This window comes from Undibacterium sp. TC4M20W (genome assembly GCF_049340245.1).
Taxonomy (GTDB): Bacteria; Pseudomonadota; Gammaproteobacteria; order Burkholderiales; family Burkholderiaceae_D; genus Undibacterium.
The window spans coordinates 118,626-132,172 of the sequence record NZ_JBMPPI010000013.1 but is presented as its reverse complement, the minus strand read 5'-3'; the positions used below and the strand labels follow the sequence as shown (position 1 = coordinate 132,172).

The following is a 13,547-nucleotide window of genomic DNA, read 5'->3' as shown; positions in this document are numbered from 1 at the left end:
ATATTCATGAAAAAAACATATATCCCTTCATTGCTCTTGGTCAGCTTTGCACTGGCACTCAGCGCTTGTGTGGCTACGCCATATGTAGCACCGCAAAATGGCGCTGTGGCTGATCTTGCGGTCAGGATGACAACGGCGAAAGGGGCGGGTGTTAAATTGTATATATACGATGATGCAGAATCTTGCTCAGGCCCAAAAACTATCATCGATGATGCTGCGCATACGAATATAACGGCGACCAAGCTGCCAGCGGGCAAGTTGGTAACATTTGGATATGATGAATTGATAGGCATTAGCTCATGTAAAACTAATTTCAGTTTTTTCCCGATTGCTGATCATGTCTATGTTCTGGATACGCTAACTGGCCGCAGGGCCTGCACTACACGCATAGTCGATGCGACAGACGTGAACAATGTGCTTTCCGTACCAATGATTAACCGGACTGTGAATGGTGCCAAGTGCGCACCTTTGAAAAAATAGGCTAGTGAAAATAGGCTGTGTTAAAGAAGGAAAAGATTGAAAAAAATGGAAACCTTGAATATTGAAATTGCAAATCATCTGGCCACAGTCACGTTGAACCGCCCCGATGTACGCAATGCATTTAATGAAACAACCATAGCCGAGATCACCCGGGTTTTCCGCGATTTGGATACGAATGACAGCATTCGTGCTATTGTGCTGGCCGCGAATGGTCCTGCTTTTTGTGCTGGTGCAGACCTGAACTGGATGAAAAAGATGGCAGACTACACCCATGAGGAAAACCTCGCGGATGCTAGTCAACTGGCAGAAATGCTGCGCACTATCTATAGCTGCAGCAAGCCGGTAGTTGCTAAAGTGCAAGGTGATTGCTATGCCGGTGGCATGGGCCTGGTGGCTGCCTGTGATGTTGCTGTCAGTGTGGATACAGCAAATTTTTGCCTCAGCGAAGTCAAGCTGGGCTTGATACCGGCGACGATCTCGCCGTATGTCATCAAGGCCATGGGTGAAAGCGCGGCACGCCGTTATTTCATCACTGCCGAGCGTTTTACTGCAGCAGAAGCGCATCGCACGGGCTTTATCCATGAAGTGGTAACGGCAGATGCACTGGATGCCAAAGTGGCCGAGATCGTCAAGGCGCTGAGCAGCAACAGCCCGAATGCAGTGAAGCAGGCCAAGCGTCTGGTGCAGGATGTCGCCAGCCGTGAAGTGACGCCAGCGCTCATAGCAGCAACAGTAGAAGGAATAGCGCAAATACGCGCGTCTGAAGAGGGCCGTGAAGGCGTGCGTTCTTTCCTGGAAAAGCGTAAGCCAAACTGGTTAAGTTGAATCTGGCTTGAAGATCAAGCGGATAGCAAGAATAGAGTGGAAAGGAGCTGGCAAAGATGACAAAGCGAAGACTGGTATTGACTGGCCTGGGCGTCTCTTTGCTGGCTGCAGCAGGCGCGGTGACTTATCGCAAGTCCACGGTAGTCATCACTACAATCGCAGATATGCAGGCAAAACTTGCCAGTCTGAAATTGAATAAACTCGCCAACCTATCCGGCTGGCAGCCCTATAAAGTCTTTGTGCATCTGGCGCAAAGCATAGAGTACTCGATGACGGGTTATCCCGAAATGAAACCAGCAGCCTTTCAGAAAACGGCAGGCAGTGCAGCCTTTTATGCTTTTTCAGTCGCCGGTGCGATGACGCATAATCTGACTGAGCCCATACCAGGTGCACCAGCAATTGCCGAGAGTGGCGATGTCAATGCCGGCATCGATATGCTGATTGCGGCATTACAAAAATTTGAAAACCATGCGGGTGACATCAAGCCGCATTTTGCTTATGGCAGTTTGAGCAAGGCAGAGTTTGCTCAGGCTCATGTCATGCATATAGAAAATCATTTGAAGCTCATCAAATCTACGCAATCTGTAGCCTGAACTTGGGATGAACTGAGCTTCAATCGTAACATTTGTCTGGAATAAATTTGAATCAAGAAAATGACTGGGTAACACGCAGCCTGCAGCATGTATGGCATCCGTGTACCCAGATGCAGCATCATGAAACCGTGCCGCTGATCCCCGTCAGCCATGGCCGCGGTGCATGGCTGTTTGATATGGAAGGCAAACGCTATCTTGATGCCATCAGTTCCTGGTGGGTCAATCTGTTTGGTCATGCCAATCCACGCATCAATGCAGAATTGAAAGACCAGCTCGACAAACTGGAACACGCGATGCTGGCCGGTTTTACTCATGCGCCTGTGGTCGAATTATCAGAAAAATTGGCGGCCCTGACTAATCATGCCCTCGGCCATTGCTTCTATGCTTCTGATGGTGCATCGGCAGTCGAGATCGCCCTGAAGATGAGCTTTCATGCCTGGCGCAATGGTGGCCAGACTGAAAAACAAGAGTTTATTTGCATACAGGGTAGCTACCATGGTGAAACCGTGGGGGCACTGGCAGTGACGGATGTCAGCCTGTTCCGCGAAGCCTATGGCCCGATGTTGCAACGTGCACACGTCGTCGCATCACCGGATGCGCGCCTTGCCGAGGCTGGCGAAACTGCTGCCGATGTCGCCCTGCGCGCCGCCGCGGCACTGGAAGCCAAATTGCAGGAACGCGCAGGCAAGATTGCTGCCGTCATCATAGAGCCGCTGGTACAGTGCGCGACTGGCATGGCCATGCATGACCCAGTCTATCTGAAGCGTTTGCGTGAATTGTGCGACCAGTATCAGGTGCATCTGATCGCTGATGAAATTGCCGTAGGCTGTGGCCGTACCGGCACTTTCTTTGCTTGTGAATCTGCAAGCATCTGGCCAGATTTTTTATGCCTGTCGAAAGGTATCAGCGGTGGTTATTTGCCGCTGTCCTTGGTGATGACGACAGATGCTGTGTATCAGGCATTTTATGACGCTGATGTAAGACGCGGTTTCCTGCATTCGCATTCCTACACAGGTAATCCGCTGGCATGCCGTGCAGCGCTGGCGACACTGGCGATATTTGAAGATGATAAGGTCTTGCAAAAGAACCGTATCAAGGCAGAATTCTTGAACACTGCTTTTGCCGATTTGAAAAATGATGCACGCGTGCGCCACTTCCGTCAGCAAGGCATGATTCTCGCCTTTGATGCGGTGGTCGATGATGCAGAACGCGCAGCGACATTTTCACGCCGCTTTTTTGCTGCGGCTCTGAAGCAGGAATTATTAATGCGGCCCATAGGCCGCACAGTCTATATGATGCCGCCCTACATCCTTGAGCAGGATGAAATGAGCTTGCTGGCACATAAAACCAGACTGGTATTTGAAGAGGTAATGGCATGAACGATGCTAGTAAAAGCAATCCCGGCATACATAATCCAGGAATAAGAATAGCGACCCAGCGCAAGTCCCTGATACAGGGTTTGCAGCAAGAGCTGGCCGTGCTGGATCAAAAACATTTATTGCGCCAGAGGCGCACGGTAGAAACACCTTCAGCACCAAACATGAAAGTCGATGGCCGTGACTTGCTGGCATTTTGCAGCAATGATTACCTCGGCCTGGCAGCACATCCAAAACTTGCAGAAGCCATGCAGGAAGGTGCCGCGCTATACGGTGTAGGCAGTGGTGCATCACACCTCATCAGTGGCCACAGCCGTGCCCATGCGGTGCTGGAAGAACGCCTAGCCGAGTTTGTCTCACCGCATATCGATAACGCCCGCACCCTGTATTTCTGCACAGGCTATATGGCCAATCTGGCGGTCATCACCGCGCTGGCCATCAATAAAGATACGACCGTATTTTCTGAAGCCCTGAACCATGCATCCCTGATTGATGGTGCACGCCTCTCGCGTGCCACCGTGCAGGTATTCCCACACCGCGATTACACAGCGCTGGAACGCATGCTGCAACAATGCAAGACCAAGCACAGGGTCGTTGTCACCGACAGCGTCTTCAGCATGGATGGCAATATTGCAGAACTGGGTGCTCTGCTGGCAATTTGCGAGCGTTATGATGCCTGGCTTATCGTCGATGATGCGCATGGCTTTGGTGTGCTGGGCCAGCATGGCCGTGGTGTGCTTGAGCACCTGAATATCAAGTCACCGAATCTGGTGTATATGGGTACGCTGGGCAAGGCCGCCGGTGTCGGTGGTGCCTTCGTTGCAGCCGATGCGACCGTGATTGAGTGGCTGGTGCAACGTGCCCGTGCTTACATTTATACGACTGCTGCCGCACCAGCCCTCGCGCATGCACTGCTGACCAGCATAGACATTATTGCAGGTGAAGAAGGCCAGCAAAGACGTGCGCATCTGCAAAAATTGATAGGCCTGTTCAGTGATGGTCTGCATTTGCAAGTCTGGCAGGGCATGCCATCGGATACTGCGATTCAACCTGTGCTCATTGGTGACAACGCCGCCATGCTGAGAGTAGCAGGCAATCTCATGGACCAGGGTTTGTGGGTAGGCGCGATACGCCCACCTACCGTACCTGTCGGTACGGCACGCTTGCGTGTGACCCTGTCCGCTGCGCATACAGAAATCCAGGTCCTGCAACTGGTGCAGGCCATCAACCGTCTGGATCAGATGAGCTATGTGGCCCAGTGTTTTGCCGAGGTGGCCTGATGCAAAAACGGCAGCATGACTTTTTCGTGACGGGCACTGATACCGAGATAGGCAAGACTCTGGTCAGTGCTGCGATGCTGCATGCAATGCAGGCGCAAGGTTTGCAGGCAGTGGGTATGAAGCCGATCGCCGCCGGGGCAGAAATGCGTGACGGTATCTTGCATAATGAAGATGTCGATATGCTGGTTGCCGCTGCCAGTGTCAAGGCAGAACTGGCTCTGGTATGCCCTTACCTGATGCAGACACCGGCAGCACCGCATATCGTGGCTGAGCTGGAACATGTAAAGATAGAACTGCCGCATATCATCGACAGCTATCAACAGTTGCGTGAACAGGCAGATGCCGTGATCGTAGAAGGTGTAGGTGGTTTTTGCGTACCCCTGAATGCGCAAGTGACTACCGCAGACATGGCGCAAGCTGTGGATTTGCCTGTGATACTGGTAGTTGGTATGCGCCTGGGTTGCATCAATCATGCATTGCTGACTGTTGAAGCCATCGCCGCCCGCGGTTTGAGGCTGGCAGGCTGGGTTGCCAATACCGTTGATGCCAACATGCTGTACCCGCAAGAAAATATTGCCGCCCTGCGTGAGCGCATAGCCGCACCCATGCTGGGGCATATTCCCCGTTTGAATGTTCCAGATCATGAGAAGGCAAAAGCTGCTGCCTCGTATCTGGATTTGAGTCAATTGAAGTAAAAGGAAACAAAGATGCAAGCTACTGATACGACTTTGCAAACCATGCAATTCCAGCCACCGGTCAAGAAGATAGAAGCCGAGACCTGGCCCGTGGATGAAGTACTGGCCCTGTTTGATTTGCCCTTCAATGACTTGATGTTCAGGGCGCAAACTGCACACCGCGCCAACTTCCCTGATGGTGATGTGGAGCTGGCGACCCTCTTGTCCATCAAGACTGGTGGCTGCGAAGAAGATTGCGGCTACTGCCCGCAAGCAGCACGTTATGACACTGGCGTAGAAGCCAAGAAATTGCTGGATGTACGCGAAGTGCTGGATGCCGCCAAAGCCGCCCGCGAAAACGGCGCAACCCGTTTTTGCATGGGTGCAGCATGGCGTTCACCTAAAGACCGTGACATGGAAAAGGTAGAAACCATGGTGCGCGAAGTCAAGGCCATGGGCCTGGAAACTTGCGCGACTCTGGGCATGCTCAAGGAAGAACAGGCGCAGCGCCTGAAAGATGCAGGTCTCGACTACTACAACCATAACCTCGATACCGCACCTGAGTTTTACAGCAATGTGATTTCTACCCGCGATTACCAGGACAGGCTTGATACGCTTGGTCATGTGCGCAGTGCGGGTCTCAAAGTCTGTTGCGGTGGCATCGTCGGCATGGGTGAGTCACGCCGCCAGCGCGCTGGCCTGATTGCGCAGCTGGCGAACCTGAATCCCTATCCAGAATCGGTGCCTGTCAATCATCTGGTGCAGGTAGAAGGCACGCCTTTGCATGGCCTGGACCCACTTGATCCGCTGGAATTTGTACGCACGATAGCTGTTGCCCGTATCACCATGCCCAAGGCGCGTGTGCGCCTGTCTGCCGGTCGTCGCCAGATGGGTGAGGCGGTACAGGCCATGTGCTTCCTGGCTGGCGCGAATTCGATTTTCTACGGCGATAAATTGCTGACTACGGCTAATCCTGAAGCGCAGGATGATCGCGTACTGCTCGATAAACTGGGCTTGAAGACGCGTGGCAAGGTCGAAGCGAAAGCTGGAAATTGTGGTTGATTAAGAACTTAAGTAAGACCTTAAATCTTTAGCACAGAGCACACAGAGAAAAAATGGAGACACAGAGGAAGGCAAGTGCTTTTCTTTGATGAAAATCGTAGTCAATTATCGTAGATACATCCACCCAAAAGGTTAGAGACATGTTTACCAAAATCCTTATCGCCAACCGTGGCGAAATTGCTTGCCGTGTTGCTGCTACCGCACGCCGCATGGGCATCAAGACTGTCGCTGTGTATTCCGAAGCCGATGCCAATGCCAAGCATGTCGCGGTTTGTGATGAGGCAGTCTTGATAGGCCCGGCTGCCGCCAAAGAGAGTTATCTGCGTGCCGACAAGATCATAGAAGTCGCATTGGCGACGGGCGCGCAGGCGATACATCCGGGTTATGGCTTCCTGTCAGAAAACAGTGAATTCGCTGAAGCCTGTGCCAAAAATGGCATCGCGTTCATCGGCCCGCCAGCATCGGCGATAGAAGCCATGGGCAGCAAGTCTGCGGCGAAATCCCTGATGGAAAAAGCCAATGTGCCGCTGGTGCCGGGCTACCATGGCGATAATCAGGATGCGGATTTTTTACATACCGAGGCTGACCGTATCGGTTACCCCGTCTTGCTCAAAGCCAGTGCCGGTGGTGGTGGCAAGGGCATGCGCGTCATCGAAAAATCGGCTGACTTCAAAGACGCGCTGGCATCCTGCAAACGCGAAGCCATCAACTCTTTTGGTGACGACAAGGTGCTGGCAGAAAAATATCTGCAAAGACCACGTCACATAGAAATCCAGGTGTTTGCTGATACCCACGGCAATTGCGTCTACCTGTTTGAACGCGATTGCTCGGTACAGCGCCGCCATCAAAAAGTACTGGAAGAAGCACCTGCACCAGGCATGACGGCAGAGCGCCGTGCGGCGATGGGCGATGCTGCCGTCGCTGCTGCAAAAGCAGTTGGTTATGTCGGTGCCGGTACGGTGGAATTCATCGCCAACCAGGATGGTTCTTTCTATTTCATGGAAATGAATACCCGTTTGCAGGTTGAACATCCGGTGACAGAAATGATCACCGGTACTGATTTGGTGGAATGGCAATTGCGTGTTGCTGCCGGCGAAAAATTGCCGTTGCAACAAAATGAATTACAGATCCATGGCCATGCGATTGAAGCACGCGTATATGCAGAAAATCCGGAAAAAGGTTTCTTGCCATCGATAGGTACTTTGCGTCATGCACGCACCCCTGTTGCGGTGAATTTTGAACTAGGTGGCGCGACTGATCCGGCGGCTTTCCGTATCGATAGTGGCGTGCGTGAAGGCGATACGATTTCGCCTTTCTATGACCCCATGATTGCCAAGATGATAGTCTGGGGCAAGGACAGGAAAGAAGCGCTGGCCCGCATGGCGCAAGCCCTGGCGCAATACCAGATCGTCGGCCTGAACAGCAATATCGCCTTCCTGTCACGCCTGGTCACCAGCACAGCTTTTTCTGGCGCTGATCTGGATACTGGCCTGATAGAACGCAATCAGGCAGAACTGTTCCCAGCACCGGTAGCCGCGAATCTGACTACGCTGGCGCTGGCGGTTGTATCCCTGTTGAATTCAGAAAAATCTACAAAGGGTAGCAGCAGCGACCCATGGCAATCCAGCCACGGCTGGCGCATGAACAGCCTTATGCAACGTAGCCTGCAATTCACGGAAGAAGAACAAACGCATGATGTGCAAGTGACTTATCTGTCTGACGGCTGGCAAGTGCAGGCAGGTGAATCGAAAGTGCAAGTCAGGCTGGCACTCGCCGATGAAAATGATATCGTCATCAAGATTGCAGACCAGACCGTGGCTGCCACGGTAGTGCGCGATGGTGAGCATTTCCACGTCTTCAGTCAGGGCAAGCATACAGCCCTGCATTACATTGATGCACTGGCACATGCGGGTGAAGCCGAGGCTGAAACTGGCCGCCTGACTGCACCCATGCCCGGCAAGATCGTTGCTGTGCTCGTCAACAAGGCACAGGAAGTGAAGAAGGGCGATGCCCTGCTGATCATGGAAGCCATGAAGATGGAGCATACGATCTCTGCCCCGCATGATGGCGTCATTGATGAAGTCTTGTATGCGATTGGTGATCAGGTGACTGAAGGGGCGCAGTTGCTGGCTTTCCAGCAGTAAGCTTTCCTGAAGTTTGTACCGTAAAGCCAGCACTGTTGTGCTGGCGTTTTTACTGCATGTTCAGCAAAAAACAGATACACCAACAAATCACCTCGCTGTGTTACTTGTACAAACTTGCAAGCAAGTCCATCATGATTACCTGAACAGAAAATTGTTCCAGCGATTTTTCATTACCTTGCCCAGACCTTTGGAATCACCATGACCGCACTCTCCATCAACATCAACAAAATCGCCTTGCTGCGTAATTCGCGTGGCCGTAATTACCCTGATGTGCAGGCTTTTGCTGCACGTTGCCTGGACCTCGGTGCGCGTGGCATTACACTGCATCCACGTCAGGATCAAAGGCATGCGCGTTATTCTGATGTCGAAACTTTGGGTGTGCTGTGCCAGGCACGTTGCGTGGAGTTGAATGTCGAGGGTTATCCCGCGCCAGACTTTCTCGAAGTCGTGAAGCGCAACAAGCCTGCGCAATGCACTTTGGTGCCGGATGCGCCAGATCAACTGACCTCTGACCATGGCTGGGACTTGCGCAAGGATGCCGATTTTCTACGCCCCGTACTGGCTGAATTGAAGGCGCTGGGCATACGTAGCAGCCTGTTTATTGATTACGACAACCAGGACATGCACCTGGCCAAAGAACTGGGGGCAGACCGGGTTGAGTTATATACCGAACCGTATGCCGAACATTTTGGCACGGCAAAGGGGGAAGAGATTTTCCAGGGTTTTGCGGCTGCTGCCAAACGTGCCCAGGATGCTGGTCTGGGAGTGAATGCAGGGCATGACCTGAACCTGGATAACCTGGCCAAATTCCTGACCATACCCGGCATACTGGAAGTCTCCATAGGCCATGCTGTCATCGTTGAATGCCTGGAACAGGGTATTGTTGAAGTGCTCACAAAATATGCAAAAATTTGCCAGCAAGGCTAGATTTTATATTTTTTGCATGAAAAAAGAAAAAGCAAAAAAATGTTAACTTTTTCCTTGTAGCCTTCAAATTCTTGAACTACATTGGGGTAACGGTGCTTCGCATGAAGCACTGTGGTTGATGTTCCTCTCTATGCTCAAGAGATAATCGATAGAGAGAATATCAGCGTTGTTGTTGGTGTTGGTGTTTAAAGGCAAACCACCCGAAAGCGTGGGACGCAAAACTACAGGGCCCTCGCTAAACACGGCAGGGTAGCCAGGTACCGTATTCCGCATTGGCGGTTTTTCGTTAAGAGGCATGTGCTCATGAATAGCATTTCTACGGCGCTTCCCGGCGCTTCTAAAAAAATTCTGATTAGTGTATTCGGTTTGTCTGAGTATGAATTGCGTCTGGTGCGCAGCGTGCTTAGCTTGACCATGGCGAGCGGACGCAGGCATTCCTATGCCTTGTGCGATGCCAGTCAGGCTGCTGACCCTGATATCGTCATACTCGATCCGGATAATAGCCAGGCCAGGGCAGCTTTACAGGAGCTTATAGCAACACACAATATTCCCGAACCTGCAACGGTATTCATTTCCAATGCAGGCAAGGCACATCCAGGCAAATATCATTTACTGCATCCTCTGGTACCAACCAAGATGCTGGCGTTGCTGGATCAGGTAGCAGATGAACTGGAAAAAGTTTTACAAACAGCATTTCCACTCAGTGCAGCAGTTGCTCAGAAGGCAGAAATGGACAAAGCAGCTATTGTGCAGCCCCTGCTGCAAAAAAATCCTTCAAACTCGGTTTTGCAGGGTGGTCACCGTGCCCTGATCGTGGATGACAGCCCTACTGCAAGAATCAAGATAGACCTGGAATTGCGCTCGATGAAGATCGCTTCTGACTGCGCTGAGACTGGCGAGCAAGCCTTGCAGATGCTGGAAAAGAAAAACTACGACATTATCTTCCTCGACATCGTCATGCCTGGTGCTGATGGCTATGAAATCTGCAAGATCATACGCCGCCATCCACAAACCAAACGCACACCCGTGGTCATGCTGACCAGCAAATCCTCTCCGTTTGACCGTATCCGTGGCTCGCTGTCTGGATGCAGCAGTTATCTGACCAAGCCTGTAGAACACCTGAAGTTCCGTGCCGTCGTCGAAAAGAGCCTGAGTGCAACTGAGACAGCGCCTGACATGGAAAAGAATCACGGCCTGGCGATGGGTACCTGAAACCAGATCAGCCCAATATTTTTACCTTGGCTCTGGGGATCAGAGCGTTTCACTTACACATCTCGGGAGTACATCATGGGTATGAAAAAAGCACTCGTTGTTGACGATTCCACTACTGAACTGGCCAACATCAAAAGCATATTGACTGATGCCGGTTATGTGGTGGTCACCGCATCCAGCGGCAAGGACACGCTGGAAAAAGCCAAGGCCGAAAAACCCTCGATTATTTTCCTCGACATCGTCATGCCAGAGATGGATGGCTATGAAGCCTGCCGTAGCCTGACGCAAGATCCGGCAACCAAAGACATCCCTATTATCTTTGTCAGCAGCAAATCGCAAAAAGCCGACAAGATCTGGGGGCAGTTGCAAGGTGCCAAAGGCTATGTCGCCAAGCCCTATACAGCGGACCAGATCATTGATCAACTCAAAATCGCTGCCTGATTTTAAATTTTGTAACGCATCACCCATCTGCGGGGGCGGTCATGAGCTTAGTCACTTCCAGCAATGCCGGACAGTCCAAAGAATGGCTGCCACCCAGTGTTGCCCTTGAGCGCTTCACTCCACCTGGCGATTTGCTGTGGAGTGATGTGGCACCCTTGGTCGAAAGAAAGCGTTATGGCTATCGTGTGGGTTCGTTGAACTTGCTGATCAGGGCCGAGGTGGGGAGTGAAGTGATACGGCCACAGGCGCTTGCTCCCTTGCCTGGTGCGGCAGCATTCTTGCTTGGTCTGATCAACCTGCGTGGCAATCTGGTGCCCATTTTTGATTTGGGTCTGGTACTCAGTGGCCGCAGGTCTGAAGTCACTGCATCTAAATTATTTTTGATTTTGGACAAAGCAGAAAATGCCGTTGGCATGCTGATAGACAGTTATCCGCAGCCACTGACCGAATTGCGCACCATTACCCAGATGCCGCAATTGCCTGCCACGCTGGAAGCCCATGTGCCAGCTGCCTTTGTCAAGGATGACAAAGTCTGGCTGGACTTCAATCATGAAAGTTTTTTTGAAAAACTCAGCCGCAGTGTATAGAGCACAGAACTAAAGAGCATAGAACTAAAAACTGGAATCGGCTGATCCCCTGCTATTGATTTGACCAAGTAGTCTTCGATGTTTTTCTTGTGGAGAGCAAAATGAAATTACGTACTCCGAATATTGGTATCCGGCTCAGTCTGGGATTTACAGCGGTGTTGCTGCTGTTGGCGGTAACGGCCTGGCTGGCGATGTCCAACCTGAAGAGCATCAATGACGGTACCCACCGCATTGTGGATGGTAGCTACCCTAAAGTTGTGCTGGCCTACAAGATGCTTGGTAACGTTAATGCCAATGCGCGTTCCATGCGTAATATGCTGCTCCTGAACGATCAATCGGCAGTGGAAAAAGAACAGCAACTGATTTTGTCTCGCAGGCAAAACCAGGATGAAAACATCGCCGGTTTTGAAAAACTGATTACCAGTGAAGAAGAAAAAGGCATCTTCCAGACAGCGACCGAAGCACGTAATAAATACGGTGCTTCACAAAGGGAATTCCTGCGTCTGGCGACTGAAGGTAAAAAGACGGAAGCCACAGCCTGGTTGCTTGGCAACCTGCAAGCCGATCAGGAGAAATGGTTTTCTTCGATGGATAATCTCATCGACTACCAAACAAAATTGGTGAATAAGGATGGTGCCGCCGCCGATAGTACTTATGTCAGTGCGAAAAACATCCTGGCTTTGGTGGCAGCCTTGTCCATCTTGCTGGCAGCAGGTGTTGCCTACTGGATGACGCGCAGTATTACCAAACCGGTATCGCATCTGATTGGCGTTATGCAGAAACTGACGCAGGGTGATGCCAGTGTCAGGGCGCGCAGCACTCAACCGGACGAAATCGGCAAACTCTCACGCCAGTTCGACAAGATGGTGGATGAACGTGAAGCCAGCCGCAAATCCATCGAAGATGAAAATGAAAAACTCAATGAATCTGTGCTGGTCTTGTTGCAGGCCGTGGCGCAACTGGCGAGCAGGGATTTGACTGTCAAAGTACCGGTATCTGCCGACGTGACAGGCGCAGTATCTGATGCCTTGAACATGCTGACCAGTGAAACTGCCAAAGTGCTGCGTGATGTAAGTAATATTTCTGCCGACGTGACCGAGGCCACGCTGAAAGTGAAAGCCCAGTCCGATAACGTGATGGCCGCAGCAGCAGAAGAAAGGCTGGAAGTAGAACATACTACTGTTTCATTATCGACCGCTTCTGAAGAAATGCGCAATATTGCCGACCTGGCACAAACCTGCAACCGCGCTGCTGATAATGCGATACGCTCAACCCAACTGGCGATGGATACGGTGAACAGCACGGTCGGTGGTATTAACAGTACCCGCGACATCATACGTGAAACAGAAAAACGGATTAAACGCTTGGGTGAACGTTCACAAGAAATTTCCGGCGTGGTCGGTCTGATTAATGCGATTGCAGAACGTACCCACATCCTGGCGCTGAATGCGAGTATGCATGCGGCATCCGCCGGTGAAGCTGGTCGTGGTTTTGCGGTGGTTGCGGATGAGGTGCAAAGGCTGGCAGAAAATGCGAGGCAAGCGACGCTGCAAATTTCTGGCCTGGTCAATAACATCCAGCTGGAAACCTCAGATACGGTCAACACCATGAACTCGGCAATTGCCCAGGTGGTAGAAGGTAGCCGGCTGGCAGAACAGGCCGGTCTGCAAATGCAGGCGACGCAAAATGCGACCACTGAGCTGGTGGAATCAGTACAGCAGATTGCCATCAAATCCCATGGTCAGGCCAAAGCCAGCCAGGAGTTGCTGGACAGAGCGATACAGATCAAGAAAACCAATCAGGAAACCAGCTTGCAACTCGATGAACAATCTGCGCAAACCACCAATCTGGTGGAATACGCAAGAATGCTGTTATCTACCGTACGCGTCTTCAAACTGGCAGCCTGATATCACCACTCAAACCTGCGCAAGGCTTTGCGCAGGTTT

13 protein-coding genes and 1 riboswitch are annotated in these 13,547 nt (G+C 51.6%); all 13 genes read left to right on the top strand.

The window, feature by feature from the left end:
* Positions 1 to 6: 6 nt before the first annotated feature.
* The 13 genes from ACO0LL_RS16905 to ACO0LL_RS16845 all read left to right on the top strand — a co-directional run bounded on the left by ACO0LL_RS16905 (position 7) and on the right by ACO0LL_RS16845 (position 13,508).
* Positions 7 to 480, top strand: coding sequence for a hypothetical protein (locus tag ACO0LL_RS16905; RefSeq protein ID WP_422952016.1), 474 nt, complete (start codon positions 7 to 9; stop codon positions 478 to 480).
* A gap of 45 nt (positions 481 to 525) precedes the next feature.
* Entirely contained in the window at positions 526 to 1,305 is a 780-nt protein-coding gene (locus tag ACO0LL_RS16900) for an enoyl-CoA hydratase/isomerase family protein (protein ID WP_422952015.1), read from the top strand.
* A gap of 56 nt (positions 1,306 to 1,361) precedes the next feature.
* A complete protein-coding gene (locus tag ACO0LL_RS16895; RefSeq protein ID WP_422952014.1) occupies positions 1,362 to 1,898 on the top strand; it encodes a DUF1569 domain-containing protein in 537 nt (178 codons plus the stop codon).
* Between the two features lie 41 nt (positions 1,899 to 1,939).
* Positions 1,940 to 3,277 (top strand): adenosylmethionine--8-amino-7-oxononanoate transaminase, encoded by a 1,338-nt coding sequence (bioA, locus tag ACO0LL_RS16890; protein ID WP_422952049.1) that lies wholly within the window; start codon positions 1,940 to 1,942, stop codon positions 3,275 to 3,277.
* Positions 3,274 to 4,554, top strand: a complete 1,281-nt coding sequence (gene bioF / locus ACO0LL_RS16885) for an 8-amino-7-oxononanoate synthase (protein WP_422952013.1) — start codon at positions 3,274 to 3,276, stop codon at positions 4,552 to 4,554. Before bioA ends, bioF begins: the two co-directional genes overlap by 4 nt.
* Positions 4,554 to 5,249 (top strand): dethiobiotin synthase, encoded by a 696-nt coding sequence (gene bioD / locus ACO0LL_RS16880; protein ID WP_422952012.1) that lies wholly within the window; start codon positions 4,554 to 4,556, stop codon positions 5,247 to 5,249. The genes bioF and bioD overlap by 1 nt, the downstream gene beginning before the upstream one ends.
* A 12-nt stretch (positions 5,250 to 5,261) precedes the next feature.
* Complete coding sequence (gene bioB / locus ACO0LL_RS16875; RefSeq protein ID WP_422952011.1) at positions 5,262 to 6,290, top strand: biotin synthase BioB; 1,029 nt, start codon at positions 5,262 to 5,264, stop codon at positions 6,288 to 6,290.
* 140 nt (positions 6,291 to 6,430) lie between these two features.
* Positions 6,431 to 8,434, top strand: coding sequence for an acetyl/propionyl/methylcrotonyl-CoA carboxylase subunit alpha (locus ACO0LL_RS16870; protein WP_422952010.1), 2,004 nt, complete (start codon positions 6,431 to 6,433; stop codon positions 8,432 to 8,434).
* A gap of 198 nt (positions 8,435 to 8,632) precedes the next feature.
* Positions 8,633 to 9,361 (top strand): pyridoxine 5'-phosphate synthase, encoded by a 729-nt coding sequence (locus ACO0LL_RS16865; protein ID WP_422952009.1) that lies wholly within the window; start codon positions 8,633 to 8,635, stop codon positions 9,359 to 9,361.
* 180 nt (positions 9,362 to 9,541) lie between these two features.
* Positions 9,542 to 9,626: riboswitch (cyclic di-GMP riboswitch) on the top strand.
* A 38-nt stretch (positions 9,627 to 9,664) separates the two neighbouring features.
* Entirely contained in the window at positions 9,665 to 10,573 is a 909-nt protein-coding gene (locus tag ACO0LL_RS16860; protein WP_422952008.1) for a response regulator, read from the top strand.
* 75 nt (positions 10,574 to 10,648) lie between these two features.
* Positions 10,649 to 11,014, top strand: a complete 366-nt coding sequence (locus ACO0LL_RS16855; protein WP_422952007.1) for a response regulator — start codon at positions 10,649 to 10,651, stop codon at positions 11,012 to 11,014.
* 41 nt (positions 11,015 to 11,055) lie between these two features.
* Positions 11,056 to 11,601: a chemotaxis protein CheW gene (locus ACO0LL_RS16850; protein ID WP_422952006.1), complete on the top strand. Its 546-nt coding sequence runs from the start codon at positions 11,056 to 11,058 to the stop codon at positions 11,599 to 11,601.
* 101 nt (positions 11,602 to 11,702) lie between these two features.
* On the top strand, positions 11,703 to 13,508 hold the full coding sequence (locus ACO0LL_RS16845; protein WP_422952005.1) for a methyl-accepting chemotaxis protein: 1,806 nt from the start codon (positions 11,703 to 11,705) through the stop codon (positions 13,506 to 13,508).
* Positions 13,509 to 13,547: the final 39 nt, after the last annotated feature.

Bases quoted from the DNA above. Each gene is read 5' to 3' on its own strand.
- ACO0LL_RS16905 (WP_422952016.1), top strand. From the start codon at position 7: ATGAAAAAAACATATATCCCTTCATTGCTCTTGGTCAGCTTTGCACTG.
- ACO0LL_RS16900 (WP_422952015.1), top strand. From the start codon at position 526: ATGGAAACCTTGAATATTGAAATTGCAAATCATCTGGCCACAGTCACG.
- ACO0LL_RS16895 (WP_422952014.1), top strand. From the start codon at position 1,362: ATGACAAAGCGAAGACTGGTATTGACTGGCCTGGGCGTCTCTTTGCTG.
- bioF (WP_422952013.1), top strand. From the start codon at position 3,274: ATGAACGATGCTAGTAAAAGCAATCCCGGCATACATAATCCAGGAATA.
- bioD (WP_422952012.1), top strand. From the start codon at position 4,554: ATGCAAAAACGGCAGCATGACTTTTTCGTGACGGGCACTGATACCGAG.
- bioB (WP_422952011.1), top strand. From the start codon at position 5,262: ATGCAAGCTACTGATACGACTTTGCAAACCATGCAATTCCAGCCACCG.
- ACO0LL_RS16870 (WP_422952010.1), top strand. From the start codon at position 6,431: ATGTTTACCAAAATCCTTATCGCCAACCGTGGCGAAATTGCTTGCCGT.
- ACO0LL_RS16865 (WP_422952009.1), top strand. From the start codon at position 8,633: ATGACCGCACTCTCCATCAACATCAACAAAATCGCCTTGCTGCGTAAT.
- ACO0LL_RS16860 (WP_422952008.1), top strand. From the start codon at position 9,665: ATGAATAGCATTTCTACGGCGCTTCCCGGCGCTTCTAAAAAAATTCTG.
- ACO0LL_RS16855 (WP_422952007.1), top strand. From the start codon at position 10,649: ATGGGTATGAAAAAAGCACTCGTTGTTGACGATTCCACTACTGAACTG.
- ACO0LL_RS16850 (WP_422952006.1), top strand. From the start codon at position 11,056: ATGAGCTTAGTCACTTCCAGCAATGCCGGACAGTCCAAAGAATGGCTG.
- ACO0LL_RS16845 (WP_422952005.1), top strand. From the start codon at position 11,703: ATGAAATTACGTACTCCGAATATTGGTATCCGGCTCAGTCTGGGATTT.